This is a genomic window from Streptomyces sp. NRRL S-920 (assembly GCF_000717945.1).
In the GTDB taxonomy this organism is placed as follows: Bacteria; Actinomycetota; Actinomycetes; order Streptomycetales; family Streptomycetaceae; genus Streptomyces; species Streptomyces alboniger.
This window is the reverse complement of the sequence record NZ_JODF01000079.1, coordinates 1-15,062: the sequence shown is the minus strand read 5'-3', so window position 1 is coordinate 15,062 and position 15,062 is coordinate 1. Positions and strand designations below refer to the sequence as shown.

The following is a 15,062-nucleotide window of genomic DNA, read 5'->3' as shown; positions in this document are numbered from 1 at the left end:
GGGTGTGGCCGCGGCGCTGCTCGCGAACGTGCTCTACAGCACCGGGTTCGTCCTGGAGAAGCGGGCGCTGAGCGCCATGCCGTCGGTCAGCGTCCGCAACCCCGCCCGGCTGCTGCGGCTGGTGCTCGGCAGCCCGCTGTGGATCGGTGGCTCGCTCGCCCTCGCGGCGGGCTTCGGCGCCCAGCTCGCGGTGTACCGGACGCTGCCGATCGCCGCCGCGCAGGGCATCTTCGTATCGGGCCTCGTCCTGTTGCTGCTGCTGTCCTCGGTCCTGCTCGGCGAGCGGACCTCGGGCCGTGAGCGGTACGCGGTCGCCGCGATCCTCCTCGCGCTGCTCATGGTCGTGCTGTCGCTCAACGAGCACTCCGACACGGTGAGCCGCGGCGCGCCGGTGCCGCTGGTCCTCGCGGTCTGCCTGCCGTCGCTCGCCGCGGGCGTCTGGCTGTACAGCGCCGCCGAGCGCCGAGCGAAGCACCGCCACCGCATGCCGTCGGCCGGTGTCGAGTACGGCGTGGCGGTGGGCCTGCTGTACGGCGTGAGTTCGCTGGCCATCAAGGGGGTCTCCAGCCATCTGACGACCCAGGGCATCGGGGGCGCGCTGGTGGACCTGCTGCGCTCGCCGTACCCGTATCTGCTCCTGTTCACCGGTGCGTTCGGCCTGGTCATGTCGCAGGCCGCGCTCCAGCGCTGCCGGGCCTCGCTGATCGTTCCCGTGTGTACGACGGTGACCGCCCTGTTCACCGCGGTGCTCGGGACGCTGGCGTTCGGCGAGGCGCTGCCGGACGATCCGGTGCGCCTCGCACTGCGCATCGCGGGCACCGTGCTCGCCGTCTCCGTCCTGCTCGCCATGCCGAAGCACGACGGACCCCCGCCCCACCCCCCGTCCCCCACCAAGGAGTTGACAAGCGGATGAACCCCGACGACCCGCTGCTGAAGATCCTCGCCTGCCCGCTCGACAAGGGCCCGCTGCACCTGCTCGCCCCGGCGGACCCCCTCGTCCCGGACGAGGCGCTCTACAATCCGCGCCTGCGCCGCCGCTACCCGGTCATCGACGGCATCCCGCAGCTGCTGCCCTCCTCCGGCGAGCAGGTCCCCGAGGACGAGCACGAGCAGTTGCTCAAGCGGATATCCCTGTGACGGGGGGCCGCCCGTGACGCTCGCCGCACGCCTCGCGCCCTACGTCCCCGACCGCCTCATCGCCTCGCTGGCCCGGCTGGTCTATCCGCGCTTCGAGCCGGAACTGGCCCGGCTCGCCGACCTCTGCCCGCCGGACTGCGGCACCGCCGTGGACGTCGGCGGCTGGTACGGCCCCTGGTCGCGCCGCCTCGCCTTACGGGCGCGGCACGTGGTGACCGTCGAGCCGGTGCCGCACCTGGCCCGGCTGCTCGACGCCAGCACCCCCGGCAACGTCCGCGTCATCCAGGCCGCGGCCACCGACCGGCCCGGCACGGCCCGGCTCTGGCTGGCGCGCGGGGACAACGGCGAGCGGGGCGTGTCGTCACTGATCCGCCGCGACATCCACGCCACCGCCGTCGACGTGCCGTGCCTGACGCTGGACGGGCTCGGCCTGCGGGACGTCCACTTCGTCAAGATCGACGTGGACGGCAACGAACTGCCGGTGCTGCGCGGTGCGCGGGAGCTGATCACCCGCGACCGTCCGGCGATCTTCATCGAGTTGGAGTCCCGCATCCAGCCGATCGCCCCGATCGTGGACCTCCTCACCCGCCACCACGGCTACCGGGGCTGGGTGCTGCCGCACGACACCTGGCTGCCGCTCGCCGCCTTCGACCTGGAGGCGCACCAGCGCGCCACCTCGTACGTCGTCTCGCAGGGGCTGCTGCGCCGGGTCCTCACGCCCCGCCACCCCCGGTACGTCAACTCGGTGCTGTTCCTCCCGGAAGGCCGCCGCCCCGGGGCGCCCGTGGTGCGCGACGATGGAGCACATGCCGTCTAGCCCTTCCGCCGCGCCGTTCACCCCGCTGGACTTCCAGCTGGTGCTGCTGCGCCGCATGGCCGACCACAACCCGGACCTGGTGGAGGGCGCCCGCCAGGAACTCGGCGTTCCCGTCGCCCGGATGCGCGAGGCCAATCGCCGCTGGCAGGCGATGTCGCGGGGGCAGCGCTCCCGGGGCGCCGCGGCGCGCTACCGCTCGGTTCTCGGCGCCCCCGAGTCGGCTGTGCGCCGGGCGATCGGCGACCTGGAGTGCGAGGCGCTGGCCTGGCCGGTGCCGCTCTGGCCGGACCTGCGCTTCGAGGTGCTGCTCGCGCCGAACGGGGCGGTGTGGAACGAGTGGCTGGTGCGCGCGCCGGGGGCCGGTGGCCCCGTACTCCGTACGGTCGACGACCTCACCCCCTGGTCGTGCACGGTCGACGAGGCGGCGCGCGCCTTCGCTCCGGCGAGGCCCATGGAGGGGACGGCGCCGACCCGGTGGCGGCTCGCGTTCACCGCGCCGGACGCGGGCGGGCAGCGGCGGCGCTGTGTCGCGGAGTTCACGTGGGGGCTGCTGCAACGGATCTCGCTCGGGGACTCCGGAGCCATGCCGACGCCTTGAGGATCAGCTCCGTGACGCGACGCGGGGAGTTCGGTCCTCCCAACATCTGCTTATGATTTGGCGGTGTTCGATTCACGGCACATCAAGACGTTTCACGAAGTGGTCCGGGCCGGGTCGTACTCGGCGGCCGCCCGCTCCCTCGGCTATACGCAGCCCGCGATCACCCAGCAGATGAAGGCGCTGGAGCGGTCCGTCGGCACTCCGCTGTTCACCCGGGTCGGCCGGCGCATGCGGCTGACGGAGGCCGGGGAGGCGCTGTCGCGGCACGCCGGGATCATCCTGGACGACATCTCCGCCGCCCAGCAGCAGATGAACGCGATCACGCGGCTGCGGTCGGGGCGCGTGCGGGTCTGTGCCTTTCCGAGCGCCAACGCCACGCTCATCCCGGAGTCCCTGGCCCGCCTCGCCTCGGGGCATCCGGGGGTGCGCGTCGAACTCCTGGAGGACGAGCCGCCGGAGTCGCTGCGGCGCGTGGTGCGCGGCGAGTGCGACATCACGCTCGCCTTCACCTACCCGGGCCTGCACGAAGAGGTGCCCGACGAGCTGGCGGAGATCCCCCTGATGGAGGATCAGCTGACCGTGCTGCTGCCCACCGGGCACCCCATGGCACGCCGGCGTTCGGTCAAGCTCGCCGAGCTGGCGGAGGAGCGGTGGATAGCCGGCTGCCCGCGCTGCCGCGCCAACTTCCTGCACGAGTGCGCCGAGTTGGGCTTCGCGCCCGACATAGCCTTCACCACCGACGACAATCTGGTGGTGCAGAGCCTGGTCGCCGAAGGGCTCGGTATCGCGATGATGCCGGGGCTCGTCCTGAACTTCCTGTGCCACCGCAAGGTGACCGGCCGCGCCCTGGATCCCGCCTCGCGGCGCCAGGTCTCGGCGTACGTACTCAAGGACCATCTGCGCATCCCGGCCACCGCCCTCGTCCTGGACGAGCTGAGGACCGTGGCGGCCAACCGCGTCGGCTGCTGAGCCCGCCGGCCCGGAGCCGTCCGCTCCCCTCCGGGATCCATAAGCAGAAGTTTAAGGGTGGCCAAAAGACTGTCGTTGGACGTGATGGATCACTCGGCGGGACGCTGCCCGTATGACCACGCCGACCACGCACCGGGCCGCCCGGACCACAGAGCGCCTCGACACCCTCGTCGCCGATGTGCGCGAGGCCGTCGGGCGCGGCCTGCCCCCCGACCTGACCGCGTACCTGGTCGGCGAGCGGCTCGCGCCCCATCTCGGCGCCGCCGACCTGCTCACCGACGAGCAGTGCGAGGGCGACCCCGAGCGGTACCGCCAGCACGTCCTGCACGCCGAGCACGACGGCAGCTTCTCGATCGTGGCGCTGGTCTGGCTGCCGGGGCAGCGCACCTCGATCCACGACCACGTCTCGTGGTGCGTCACCGGCGTACACGAGGGCGAGGAGCACGAGCGTCGCTACCGCCTGGTACCCGCCACCGAGACCGGCGGCACGGCCCGCCTCGTCGCCACGGACGACGTCGTCAATCCGCGGGGCGCGGTCTGCGGCTTCGCGCCGCCCGGCGATATCCACCGGGTGTGGAACGCCTGTACCGCACGCGCGATATCGATCCACATCTACGGCGCCGACATAGCCCGCCTGGGCAGCAGCGTCCGGCGGGTGTACGAGTTCCCGGCAGACCGGTGATGGCGCTCCTCGGCGAGCGCCCCAAGTCCCGTATCAGGACCACGACTTCGCCGGTCGCTCGGCCGCCCGGCAAGCTTCCCGGGCTCGCGCTCGCCGCCGCCGGGGTCGCCGTGGCCTGGGGTGTGCACCAGCTGGTGCCCGGCGTCCCGATGCTCACCGCCGCCGTGGTCCTCGGCATCGCCGCGGCACATCTGCCCGGCGCCGCCCACCTCTTCGTACGCGGCCCCGGCAAGGCGGGCCTGACGTTCGCGGCCAAGCGGCTGATGCGCGTCGGCGTCGTACTGCTCGGCCTGAAGCTGGGCCTGGACGACGTGCTCGGGCTCGGCTGGGCGTCGGTCGTGATGGTGCTCGGCGTGGTCGCCGTCACCTTCTTCGGCACCTGGTGGCTGGGCCGCCGCATGGGCCTGCGCGGGGACCAGCCGCTGCTCATCGCCACCGGCTACTCCATCTGCGGCGCGTCAGCGATCGGGGCGGTCAGCGAGGTCTCCGAGAGCGACGAGCGGGACACCGCCACCTCGGTGGCGCTGGTGACGCTGTGCGGGACGCTCGCGATCGCCGTACTCCCGTTGCTCCAGCACCCGTTGGGGCTCACCGACGCGGAGTTCGGGCGCTGGGTCGGGGCGAGCGTGCACGACGTGGGGCAGGTCGTGGCGACCGCGCAGACGGCCGGTCCCGGGGCGCTCGGCGACGCGGTCCTGGTCAAGCTGATGCGGGTCGCGCTGCTCGCGCCGCTCGTCGCGGCCGTCGCCCTGTCGGTGCGGGCGCGCTCGAGGTCCGCCACCGCCGAGCGGGCCGCGGGCGCCAAGCGTCCGCCGCTCGTGCCGCTCTTCGTCGTCGGGTTCCTCGCCATGGTCGCCCTGCGCACCACCGGTTGGCTGCCGGGCGGCGTGCTCGACCTCGCGCATACGGCGCAGGAACTCCTGCTGGCCGCCGCCCTGTTCGGCCTCGGCAGCGCGGTCGACCTGCCGTCCCTGACCCGCACGGGCGGCCGGGTCGCGGCGCTCGGCCTCGCGTCGTGGGGCGTGATCGCGGGGATCTCGTACGCGGGTGTGGTCCTGACGTACTGACTACCGGTGAGTCGATCGCCTCCAGGAAGGCCTCCAGGAAGGCCGCGTCGCCCTGTGTGAGACTGCGGGTGCCCCGCACAGGCCGAGCAGACTTCGAGGAGTACGAGACGTGGACCCCCTCTTCCCGACCCTGGCCGCCGCCCCGTACCCCCGGGCCTCCGGCGCCGGGGAAGCGCTGCGCTTCGGTGACCGCACGCTGAGCCATGACGAACTGGCCGCCGCGGCGCGATCGTTGGCTGGGCAGCTGGCCGGGGCGCACCGCGTCGCCCTCTGGGCCACGCCCTCCCTGGAAACCGCCGTGGGCGTGGTCGCCGCGCTGCTCGCCGGGGTGCCGGCCGTCCCTCTCAACCCGAAGTCGGGCGGCGGCGAGCTGGCGCACATCGTGGCGGACAGCGCGCCGTCGCTGGTCCTGGCCGAGCCGGGCGTCGAACTGCCGCCCGCGCTGGCCGACTTGACGCGGCTCGACGTCGTCACGGACGTACGGGAGCCGGTGGCGGGCCCACGGTCCGCGGTGACCGAGCCGGACTCCCCCGAGGCCCCCGCCCTGATCGTCTACACCTCCGGCACCACGGGCCCGCCCAAGGGCGCCGTCCTGCCGCGCCGTGCGATCGCCACCACCCTGGACGCCCTCGCGGACGCCTGGGAGTGGACCGCCGACGACGTCCTCGTGCACGGCCTGCCGCTGTTCCACGTGCACGGCCTGATCCTCGGCACGCTGGGCCCGCTGCGGCGCGGTGGCTCGGTGCGCCACCTCGGCCGGTTCAGCACCGAGGGTGTGGCGCGCGAGCTGGGGGCCGGGGCGACCATGCTGTTCGGGGTGCCGACGATGTACCACCGGATCGCCGAGGCCCTGCCCGCCGACCCGGAGTTGGCGAAGGCGCTGGCGGGGGCGCGGCTCCTGGTGTCCGGTTCGGCCGCGCTGCCGGTCCACGACCACGAGCGCATCGCGGCCGCGACGGGCCGCCGCGTCATCGAGCGGTACGGCATGACGGAGACGCTCATGAACACCAGCGTCCGGGCGGACGGCGAGCCGCGCGCGGGCGCGGTCGGGGTGCCGCTGCCGGGTGTGGAGCTGCGCCTGGTCGACGAGGCGGGCGAGCCGGTCCCGGCGGACGATCCCGAGGCGGTCGGCGAGATCCAGGTGCGCGGCCCGAACCTCTTCACGGGCTATCTGAACCGCCCCGACGCGACCGCCGCGGCCTTCGCGCCGGGCGGCTGGTTCCGCACCGGCGACATGGCGCTGCGGGACCCCGACGGCTATGTGCGGATCGTCGGCCGCAAGGCCACCGACCTCATCAAGAGCGGCGGCTACAAGATCGGCGCGGGCGAGATCGAGAACGCGCTCCTGGAGCACGCGGGGGTGCGGGAGGCCGCGGTCACCGGTGAGCCGGACCCCGACCTCGGGGAGCGCATCGTGGCGTGGATCGTCCCGGCGGACCCCCGGAACCAGCCGCCCGCGCAGGAGTTGGCGTCCCACGTCGCCGACCGGCTGGCCCCGCACAAGCGGCCTCGGGTCGTGCGCTATCTGGACGCGCTGCCGCGCAACGACATGGGGAAGATCATGAAGCGGGCCCTGCCGCGCTGAGGTCCGCCCCTTGGAGCCACCTGCCTCACCCCCGCGGCCCGCACGATCTCCTGGGAGACCGCCCCACCCCGGTCATCGCTCACCGAGGCCCGCAGCGAGAGGTAGGTGGCGCCGCGCGGCACCCGCAACCGCCCCTCCCAGGAGGCCTTCCCGCCGTCCCGGGCCAGCGCGACGTCACGCCATGACGTCCCCTCGTCGTACGACACGGCCAGCTTTCCGCCGCCAAGGGCCCCCGGGCCCGTCGCGCCCTTGACGTACTCGGCGAAGATCCTCACCGGGATCGTGCGTCCGCCGGGCACCTCGCCCGAGAGGGAGGTGTCGATGTCGAAGCCGAGGTTGAGCAATGGCAGGAAGGTCTTCCTGTCCTCGGGGGTCTCCTTCGACCTGAAGGTCCATTCGGAGTGCCCCTTCGTCGCGAGTCGCCACCGCCCGGGGTCGAGCGTCGTGTCGGTGACGACCTTGTAGGTGCGCTCCGCGGGGTCCGCGCCCCGCACGTACACCCCGGAGCCCTCGCGCCGGTCGACGCTGACGCCGTCCACGAAAACCTCGCTGACCTGCGTCATCGTCTCCTCGTTCGCCACATCGCCGAAGCCGGTGTGGTCGGGGCCCGAGTCGCCCCAGCCGGGCACGTTGAACTCCAGGGTGTCGCCGCGGCGCGTCTGGCCCCAGCCGAGGCCGGTGCCGAGCCAGGGGTGCAGCACCGGCTTGAACCAGTTGAGGCCGGTCCGCTCGCCGCCCTGGTAGGAGACGAGGCCGCCGCGCTCCTCCAGGGCGCCCGGCCCCGTGGTCACGGACTCGTGCCAGAGCTGCCCAGCGCCTGTGGAGACGTACTCCGTCCGCTCCGCCGGGTAGTGGGCCTTCTCCTGGAAGCCGATGCCGGTCGGGAAGGTGCCGGTGATCGAGTAGCGGAACTCGCTGCCCGCGGCGGGCCGCACGGCGTGGAACTTGGTGTCGAGTACGACGAGTTCACGCTTGGCCGGCCGGTAGGTGAGGTCGTGCGGTACGGCTCCCTCGTACCCCTTGGAGAGGTCGTAGAGGTAAGGGCTGCTGACCGTGCCGATGCTCTCGATCCTCCTGCCCGCCTCGGCCGCCGCGATGAGCCGGGATCCGTCGGCGGCGTCGACGGTGGCGATCTGGAGCGGCCGGTCCGTGTTGTCGTCGGTGCCGAACCAGGCGTTGAGCCGCCCCGGTCGACTGTCCGTCACGAACAGTGCGCTCGCCCCCGCGTCCTGCGCCGCCTGGCCGAGCCGCGCCGGACCGACCGCGCCCGTGCGGCGTACGACGACGGCCTTGCCCCGCACGTCCTTGCCCTCGTACGCGGCCGGGGTGCCGTCGGCCGCGTACACCAGCGCCCACTTCCTGCGCCCCTCGGCGACGGTCCCGCCGGGCTGGGCGACGGCCTCGCGCAGGCCCTTGACGTCCACGAGGGGCTTGCCGAGCCGCCAGACCGTGCGGTACTCGAAGCTGCCCTCGGTGACCTGGGCGGTCGGGGCGGCGAAGACGCTGTCGTACTTCACGGGCACCTGGACGGCCTCTTGCAGCTCGACGCCGCCGCCCTTCCTGTCGTACTCCATCAACAGCTGCCGGTTCTCCGTGCGCCGCCCGACCTCGGCCTCCACTTGCCGCAACTTCCTGGCGTCCAGGGTCACTTCGCGGTCCCGGTCGAGGCGGATCTGCGGGTCGGCGAGGAATGCGAGGCCGAGCGAGTCCCCGCCCTCGGCGCCGCGCACGTCGAGGAAGGAGGTCAGGGCGTACGTCCCCGGCTCCAGGCGGAGCTTCAGGGTGCCGGAGTCGCCGACAGCGGCCGGGAACGGATCGGCCCCCTCGGCGAGCCGCTGCACCACGAGGTCGGCCGGGGCCGCCGCGCCGTCGCGGTCCTTGACGCGCACGGTGAGCGTGTACCGCTCCTCCTCCTTGACCAGGCCGAACGCGGTGTGCGCGACCTGCTCGCCCCCGGCGCTCGCGACGACCGCGCCGCTGGTGTTCCCGACGGGCGCCTTCGTGCCGTCGCCGGTGACGGTAGTCGAGGCGGTGCCGTGCGCGGGGACGGTGAGGGTGCTGTCGCCGAGCACGACGGCCCCGTCGGCGCCGCCTCGGACAGCGAGGCTCAACTCCACCTTTGTGTCACCGGAGTTGGCGTACGTGACTGTCCTCCTGACCGGCTCTTCACGGTCGTACGGCCAGTCGTGGAAGCCGAGGTCGACGCTGCCGCTCGCGGTGATCACCGCGTCGACGGCCTCGGGCACACTGACCCTCCCGGCCCCCACCTCATAAGCACCGCGGTCGAGTTGCCGGGACGTGGACATCAGGGCGTCCTTGAGCCGGGCGCCGGTCCAGTCGGGGTGCTTCTCGGCGAGCAGGGCGGCCACACCCGCGACGTGCGGGGTCGCCATCGACGTACCGCTCATCTCGGTGTAGAAGCCCTCGCCGCCGGTGAGCCCGGAGCGGGCCGCGAGGATGTCGACACCGGGCGCCGACAGATCGGGCTTGAGGGCGTGGTCGCCGGCGCGCGGGCCCCGGCTGGTGAAGGGGGCGGCCCGGTCACGGGAGTCGACGGCGCCGACGGTCAGCGCGGAGTCGGCGGCGCCGGGTGAGCCGATGGACGAGGGCGCGCCGGTGTTCCCGGCCGCGACGACGAATAGGGCGCCGGTCTTTTTGGAGAGGGCGTTCACGGCGGTGGCCATCGGGTCGGTGCCGTCGCTCGGCTCCTGCGAACCGAGGCTCATGGACACGACCTCGGCGCCGACGTCCTCGGCCGCCCACTCCATACCGGCGATGACCTCCGACTCGCTCCCGAAGCCCTCGTCGCCGAGCACCTTGCCCACGGCCAGGGAGGCGCCGGGCGCGACGCCCCTCTCCTTGTTCCCGTCGGAGGCGGCGCCGCTGCCGCCGACGGTGGAGGCCACGTGGGTGCCGTGGCCGTTGCGGTCGGCGACCTCCTCCCCCGGGATGAAACTCCTGCTCTCCGCGACGCGACCCCGAAGATCCGGGTGCGCCCCGTCGACCCCCGAGTCGAGGACGGCGACCTTCACCCCCTTTCCCGTGAGTCCGGCCGCCCAGGCCTTCGGCGTGCCTATTTGTTCGTTGCTCCGCGCCATATCGGCCTCGACGCGCCCGTCGAGCCAGACCTTGTCGATGCCGGACGCCTCGTCGCGCAGGGCCCTCCACAGGGCGCCGGGCTTCTCGGCGGTCACGGCGAGGCCCGCGACACTCGGCAGCGCCCGCACCTTCACGGCACCGCGGGGCACCGCGCGGTCCCGGACCCGGACGCCCCTCTCATACGTGACGATGAGCGGAAGCCGCGTCCCGTCGCGGCCGCCGATCCCCTGCCGGATCAGTTCGCCGACATCGAACAGCCGCCGGTCGAGCACTCCGGAGCGCAGATACGGCCGCGCCTCGTCCGGTACGACGGTGAGGCGCCCGCCCGCCGTCCGGCTCCGCACGGCCCCGCTCGCGCCCGGGGGCCGCGCGACGGTGACGGTCCGTCTGCCGCCGGGGAGCCGCGTGACGGTGACTTGGTCGCCGGTGATCAGGGTGACGGTGTGGGAGTCGGCGGAGGCGATGGCGGCGGGGGCGGGGCCGCTCGGTGCGGGTTTCTCGTCGGCGGTGGCGCCCGGCCCGGCGGGAAGCAGGGCGGACAGGAGACCGGCGGCACCAACGAGCGCGGCTCTTCGCCGCGCGGAGGCTCTGCTCATGAGGCTCCCTCTCTTCGTCGGACCCGGGCGGGGGTGGTGCCCGAGTGCTGGGAAGAGTGTCAGGGGCCTTATAGGAAAGGGGAGTTGGCGATGGCTGGCGGAAAGCCGCCAGCTCGACTGCCGGTCGAGCGGCCCGCCTGCGCGGGGGCGGGGCCCCGAAACCACCCGTCCAGCCGCACCCCACCCGGCTCATCCCAACGCGCGCGGCGCACCCGGCCCCCGCACGATGCGAGGGAGAAGGGACCGCCGACCGACGGTCCATAACGGTCTGCGCTCTCGGGAGGACCTGCCATGACCGTCAGTCTGGAGCAGCTGCGCCGCTGCCACATCGCCGTCGACCTCGGTGCCGCGAGGACCCGCGTGTTCGTGAAGGGCGCGGGCCTCGTCGTGGACGAGCCGAGCGCCGCCGCGGTGAACACGAGGACCGGCGCGCTCATCGCGGTGGGGCAGTTCGCCGAGCAGATGACAGGCCGTACGCCCGGCTACATCCGCGTCGTCCGCCCCGTCTCCGGCGGCACCGTCGTCGACATCGAGATGGCCCAGCGGATGCTGCGCCACCTGCTCGGTGAGAAGCTCCGCCGCACCCTGCGCCGCAAGCCGCGGCTGCGCGCCGCCGCCTGCACCCCGCACGACGCGGACCCCCTCGCCCAGCGCGCGGCGGTCGAGACGATGGTCGGGCTCGGCGCCCGCCGGGTCGAACTGGTGGACACCCTCATCGCGGCGGCCGTCGGCTGCGGGCTCCCCGTGGAGCGCCCCGAGGCCACGATGATCCTGGTCTGCGGGGCCGCCACGACGCAGGTCGCGGTCCTCTCCATGGGCTCGATCGTGACGGCCGAACGCATTCCCGTGGGCGGCGAGGCCATCGACCACGCGATCGTGCAGCACCTGCGCCACCAGCACGAGCTGATGCTGCCCTCCCAGTCCGTACGCCCCCTCCAGCTCGCCCTGAGCGGCAACGGCCTCACCCCGCACGGCCCGGAGTCCACGGAGATCCACGGCAGGGACGTCGCGACGGGCCTGGCCCGCTCGGTCCACGTGGACACCGCCGCCGTGCGCGACGCGATCCACACCCCGCTCACCGCCGTGCTCGACGGCATCGGCAAGGTGCTGCGCGACTGTCCGCCGGATCTGGTCGCGGACCTCGCGGACCGCGGAATCATGATGGTGGGCGGCAGCGCGCGGCTGCCGGGACTCGACCAGATGCTGCGGGACGCGACGGGAATGCCCGTACAAATCGCGGAAAGACCTGATGTGTGCGCCGTACTGGGACTCGGTGCGATGCTGGAGGGCAAGATCCAGCCGCTGGTCCTGGACCCCCTGTCCGGCTGACCGGCTGTCGAGCTGTCCGGCTGACCGGCGGCGGAGACCGATACCGCGACACGGAGTGCGAGAGCGAGATGCCCGACGGAGCGGACGCACCGCTGCCTTCCGTGCCGCTGTTCGAGGCGGTCCTCAGCGTCGGCACCGATCTCGAACTGCGGACGACGCTCCAGCACATCGTGGACAGCGCGGCGCGGCTGACGGGCGCGGCGTACGGCACGCTCGGCGTCCGCTCCCCCGCCCACGAGGGGCCGACCGAGATGTTCGTGGCGGGCGGCGGCACGCCGCCGACCCGCGCGGCGGCGGACGACGAGGTCCTCCGCGTACCGATCCTCGTCCATGACGAGGCGTTCGGGGACCTGCTGCTCGCGGACCGGGCGCGGGGGCCGTTCACCGACGAGGACCGGCAGCTCCTGAAGGTCCTGGCGAGCCAGGCGGGCATCGCGATCGGCAACGCCCGCCTGTTCGAGGCGGCCCGGCAGCGGGAGCGCTGGATCGAGGGGGCCGCGGCGGTGACCACGGCGCTGCTGACGGGTGAGGCGGCGGCGGACGCGCTGATGACGGTCGCGGACCGGGCGAGAGTCCTCGCGGGCGCGGCGGCGGGGGTGATCCTCCAGCCCACGGAGGCGGGCGGCATGCGCATCGTCGCCGCCTCGACGGACGGTGCCCCCCACGGCTGGGGCGCCTCGGCGGGGCCCTCCGGGGGCGCGGCGGGTTCCCTCCGGACGGCCGAGCCCTCTCTGCCCTCGGGGCCGGACGGACCACCCGAGCCGAGGTCCGCGACAGCCGAAGCGCGCCCTGGGGCGGAGGCTGCCGGAGCGGAGGCCCCCGCCACCCCCCGAGGGCCCTCTCCCTCCCACCACAACGACCTCATCGGCACCACCATCGAACCCGGCAGCGCGGTCCTCACCCAGCTGCTCGGCGGAGAGCCCGTATTCATCGAGGACTCCGCGACCGACCCCCGGATGACGACGCACGTACGGGCCCGCTTCGGACCCAGCATGATGCTGCCGCTCCAGGCCGGCGGGCGGCTCATCGGGACGCTCGCGCTGCCGCGCCGTCGCGGGGCGCCCACCTACACCCCCGCCGAACGGCTGCTCGCCACCCAGTTCGCCTCGCAGGCCGCCCTCGCCCTCGTCCTGGCCGACGCCCAGCAGAGCCGGGAGCGCCTCGCGGTCTTCGAGGACCGCGACCGCATCGCCCGCGACCTGCACGACCTCGTCGTCCAGCGCCTCTTCGCGACCGGCATGATGCTGGAGTCGACGCGGCGCAAGGCCGGCTCCCGGAAGGTGGAGGCCACGCTCGACCAGGCGGTCGACGAACTGGAGTCCACCATCCAGGAGGTCCGCACGGCCATCTTCGCCCTCCAGCAGCCGCCGGCCGACGCCCCCACGACCTTCCGCGGCAAGGTCCTCCGCGAGACGGCGGGCGCCGCCGCCGTCCTCGGCATCCAGCCGTCCGTGCACTTCGGCGGCGCCGTGGACACCCGGATCACGGACCCGGCGGCGGCCCATCTCCTGGCCGCCCTGCGCCGGGCCCTGGCCGCCGCGTCACGCCGGACCGGGGTCACGCGCGTCGACGTGGCGGTGGACGCGCGGGCGACCCTTCCCGACGGCCGGGAGGGCGTGCGTCTGACGGTGTACGACGACGGAGCCACGGACAGCGTGGAAGCGGGCACGACGGTGACCTGGCAGGCCCCTCTCCAGTAGCCGGAAGCCAGTAGCCGGAAGCCAGTAGTCAGCAGCCTCAGGTAGCCCGTGGGTGTCTCAGAGCGCCACCACCGAGACCTCCGTGGCCTTCACGCTCGTCCACACCTCGGCGCCGTCCACGATCCCCAGCTCCACCGCGGCCTGCGGGGTGATCTCGGCGATCAGATCCGGCGCCTCGGCCGAGACGATCAGGACGCGCAGCCTGCTCCCGGCGGTCGTCACCTCCCGTACCGTCCCCCGCCACACGTTGCGCGGGCTCCCCTTCGGCCTCTCGCGGTGTACGGACACCGCCTCCGGAGCGATCACCGCCAGCGCCCGCGTGCCCGGCGCGGGCGGGTCGGCGACGACCAGCCGGCCCCGCCCCGCCAGGACGAGCGCGCCGTCCGCGCCGGCCGTCCCCGGCCAGGCGTTGCGGCCGAGCATCCGCGCCACCCAGGGCGAACGGGGATGCCGGGTGACCTCGGCGGGCGGCGCGTCCTGCAACGTACGCCCCTCGTCGAGTACGAGGACCCGGTCCGCCAGAGACACCGCCTCCACGGGGTCGTGCGTGACGAGCAGGCACACCCCGCCGAAGCCGTCGAGATGGCGCCGCAGGGTGTGGCGGACCTGCGCGCGGGTGGTCTGGTCGAGGGCGGCGAGCGGCTCGTCGAGGAGCAGCATCCGGGGCCGGGCCGCGAGCGCCCGGGCCAGCGCGACCCGCTGGGCCTGCCCGCCGGACAGCTGGCCGGGCTTGCGGTGCGCGAGGTGGCCGACGCCGAGCCGGTCGAGCCAGGCCCGCGCCTCCCGGCGGGCCCGCGCCCGGTGGACGCCCTGCGCCCGCAACCCGTACGCGGTGTTGCCGAGCGCGCTCAGATGCGGGAAGAGCGCGCCCTCCTGGGGCACCCAGGCGACCCCGCGGCGGTGCGGCGGCAGCGCGGTGACGTCCTGGTCACCGAGGCGCAGCCGGGCGTGGGCGCGGGGCGTCAGGCCGAGGAGGGCGCGCAGCAGCGTGGTCTTGCCGGCTCCGTTGGGCCCGACGACGGCGATGGTGGTGCCGGGCGGGGCGTCGAGGGTCAGTTGGTTATGGCCGGTGACGTCGGCGTGCAGGGCCCACTTCTCCTGCGGGACGGGGCCTTTGAGAAGCAGCTCGCCCACACCCGGGACCACCGCCGCCCCACCTCCCACGACCGCCCCGTCCCCCGCGACCGCCCCATCCGCTGCGACCGCCCCGACCTCCGCCACCGAGCCGGTTTCCGCCACCGAGCCGCCCTCCGGCACGCCCGCATCGCCTGCGGCGCCACCAGCGCCCGCAGCGCCGGCAGCACCCGCATCGGCCGCAGCACCCGTAACGCCTGCATCGGCCGCGGCACCCGCAACGCCCGCGGCACCCGCAGCACCACCAGCACCACCATCCGCAACGCCCGCAGCGCCCACTACACCCGCAACGCCCGCAACACCCACATCGCCCACATCGCCCACATCACCCGCATCCCCCACAAAGCCC

12 protein-coding genes are annotated in these 15,062 nt (G+C 73.9%); 10 read left to right on the top strand and 2 right to left on the bottom strand.

Translation table 11 applies throughout. From position 1 onward, the window contains the following. The first annotated feature begins 4 nt into the window (after positions 1 to 4). The 8 genes from IG54_RS0133565 to IG54_RS0133530 all read left to right on the top strand — a co-directional run bounded on the left by IG54_RS0133565 (position 5) and on the right by IG54_RS0133530 (position 6,855). A complete protein-coding gene (locus tag IG54_RS0133565) occupies positions 5 to 913 on the top strand; it encodes a hypothetical protein (RefSeq protein WP_037898243.1) in 909 nt (302 codons plus the stop codon). Then, on the top strand, positions 910 to 1,137 hold the full coding sequence (locus tag IG54_RS0133560) for a Trm112 family protein (RefSeq protein ID WP_030793604.1): 228 nt from the start codon (positions 910 to 912) through the stop codon (positions 1,135 to 1,137). Before IG54_RS0133565 ends, IG54_RS0133560 begins: the two co-directional genes overlap by 4 nt. Positions 1,138 to 1,150: 13 nt before the next feature. After that, the gene (locus IG54_RS0133555; protein ID WP_030793601.1) at positions 1,151 to 1,954 is read left to right on the top strand and encodes an FkbM family methyltransferase; all 804 of its coding nucleotides are present in this window, start codon (positions 1,151 to 1,153) and stop codon (positions 1,952 to 1,954) included. Further along, positions 1,944 to 2,552, top strand: a complete 609-nt coding sequence (locus IG54_RS0133550; RefSeq protein ID WP_234336448.1) for a hypothetical protein — start codon at positions 1,944 to 1,946, stop codon at positions 2,550 to 2,552. Before IG54_RS0133555 ends, IG54_RS0133550 begins: the two co-directional genes overlap by 11 nt. A 63-nt stretch (positions 2,553 to 2,615) precedes the next feature. After that, positions 2,616 to 3,521: a LysR family transcriptional regulator gene (locus IG54_RS0133545; RefSeq protein ID WP_030793596.1), complete on the top strand. Its 906-nt coding sequence runs from the start codon at positions 2,616 to 2,618 to the stop codon at positions 3,519 to 3,521. Positions 3,522 to 3,633: 112 nt separating this feature from the next. After that, the gene (locus IG54_RS0133540) at positions 3,634 to 4,203 is read left to right on the top strand and encodes a cysteine dioxygenase family protein (protein WP_030793594.1); all 570 of its coding nucleotides are present in this window, start codon (positions 3,634 to 3,636) and stop codon (positions 4,201 to 4,203) included. Next, a complete protein-coding gene (locus tag IG54_RS0133535; RefSeq protein WP_030793588.1) occupies positions 4,203 to 5,270 on the top strand; it encodes a YeiH family protein in 1,068 nt (355 codons plus the stop codon). The genes IG54_RS0133540 and IG54_RS0133535 overlap by 1 nt, the downstream gene beginning before the upstream one ends. A 109-nt stretch (positions 5,271 to 5,379) precedes the next feature. Beyond that, positions 5,380 to 6,855: an acyl-CoA synthetase gene (locus IG54_RS0133530; protein WP_030793585.1), complete on the top strand. Its 1,476-nt coding sequence runs from the start codon at positions 5,380 to 5,382 to the stop codon at positions 6,853 to 6,855. On the opposite strand, the gene IG54_RS0133525 is transcribed toward IG54_RS0133530, so the two are convergent. Then, positions 6,792 to 10,550 carry a S8 family serine peptidase gene (locus tag IG54_RS0133525; protein WP_063756297.1) on the bottom strand — a complete coding sequence of 1,253 codons (3,759 nt, stop codon included), beginning with the start codon at positions 10,548 to 10,550 and terminating at the stop codon, positions 6,792 to 6,794. The two genes, IG54_RS0133530 and IG54_RS0133525, sit on opposite strands and share 64 nt — an antisense overlap. A 291-nt stretch (positions 10,551 to 10,841) precedes the next feature. Here IG54_RS0133525 and IG54_RS0133520 point away from each other — a divergent pair, with 291 nt between their 5' ends. Both IG54_RS0133520 and IG54_RS0133515 read left to right on the top strand, forming a co-directional pair. Further along, on the top strand, positions 10,842 to 11,879 hold the full coding sequence (locus tag IG54_RS0133520) for a rod shape-determining protein (RefSeq protein WP_030793578.1): 1,038 nt from the start codon (positions 10,842 to 10,844) through the stop codon (positions 11,877 to 11,879). Between the two features lie 68 nt (positions 11,880 to 11,947). Continuing rightward, positions 11,948 to 13,579, top strand: coding sequence for a GAF domain-containing protein (locus IG54_RS0133515; protein WP_030793574.1), 1,632 nt, complete (start codon positions 11,948 to 11,950; stop codon positions 13,577 to 13,579). A gap of 57 nt (positions 13,580 to 13,636) precedes the next feature. Here the strand turns inward: IG54_RS0133515 and IG54_RS0133510 are convergent. Further along, positions 13,637 to 15,062 (bottom strand): ABC transporter ATP-binding protein (locus tag IG54_RS0133510; protein WP_420712308.1); only part of this gene is annotated, 1,426 nt, incomplete at its 5' end.

What these genes read in the sequence shown, in the direction of transcription:
- IG54_RS0133560 (WP_030793604.1), top strand. Translation starts at nt 910, where the DNA reads ATGAACCCCGACGACCCGCTGCTGAAGATCCTCGCCTGCCCGCTCGAC.
- IG54_RS0133550 (WP_234336448.1), top strand. Translation starts at nt 1,944, where the DNA reads ATGCCGTCTAGCCCTTCCGCCGCGCCGTTCACCCCGCTGGACTTCCAG.
- IG54_RS0133540 (WP_030793594.1), top strand. Translation starts at nt 3,634, where the DNA reads ATGACCACGCCGACCACGCACCGGGCCGCCCGGACCACAGAGCGCCTC.
- IG54_RS0133535 (WP_030793588.1), top strand. Translation starts at nt 4,203, where the DNA reads ATGGCGCTCCTCGGCGAGCGCCCCAAGTCCCGTATCAGGACCACGACT.
- IG54_RS0133525 (WP_063756297.1), bottom strand. Translation starts at nt 10,550, where the DNA reads ATGAGCAGAGCCTCCGCGCGGCGAAGAGCCGCGCTCGTTGGTGCCGCC.
- IG54_RS0133520 (WP_030793578.1), top strand. Translation starts at nt 10,842, where the DNA reads ATGACCGTCAGTCTGGAGCAGCTGCGCCGCTGCCACATCGCCGTCGAC.
- IG54_RS0133515 (WP_030793574.1), top strand. Translation starts at nt 11,948, where the DNA reads ATGCCCGACGGAGCGGACGCACCGCTGCCTTCCGTGCCGCTGTTCGAG.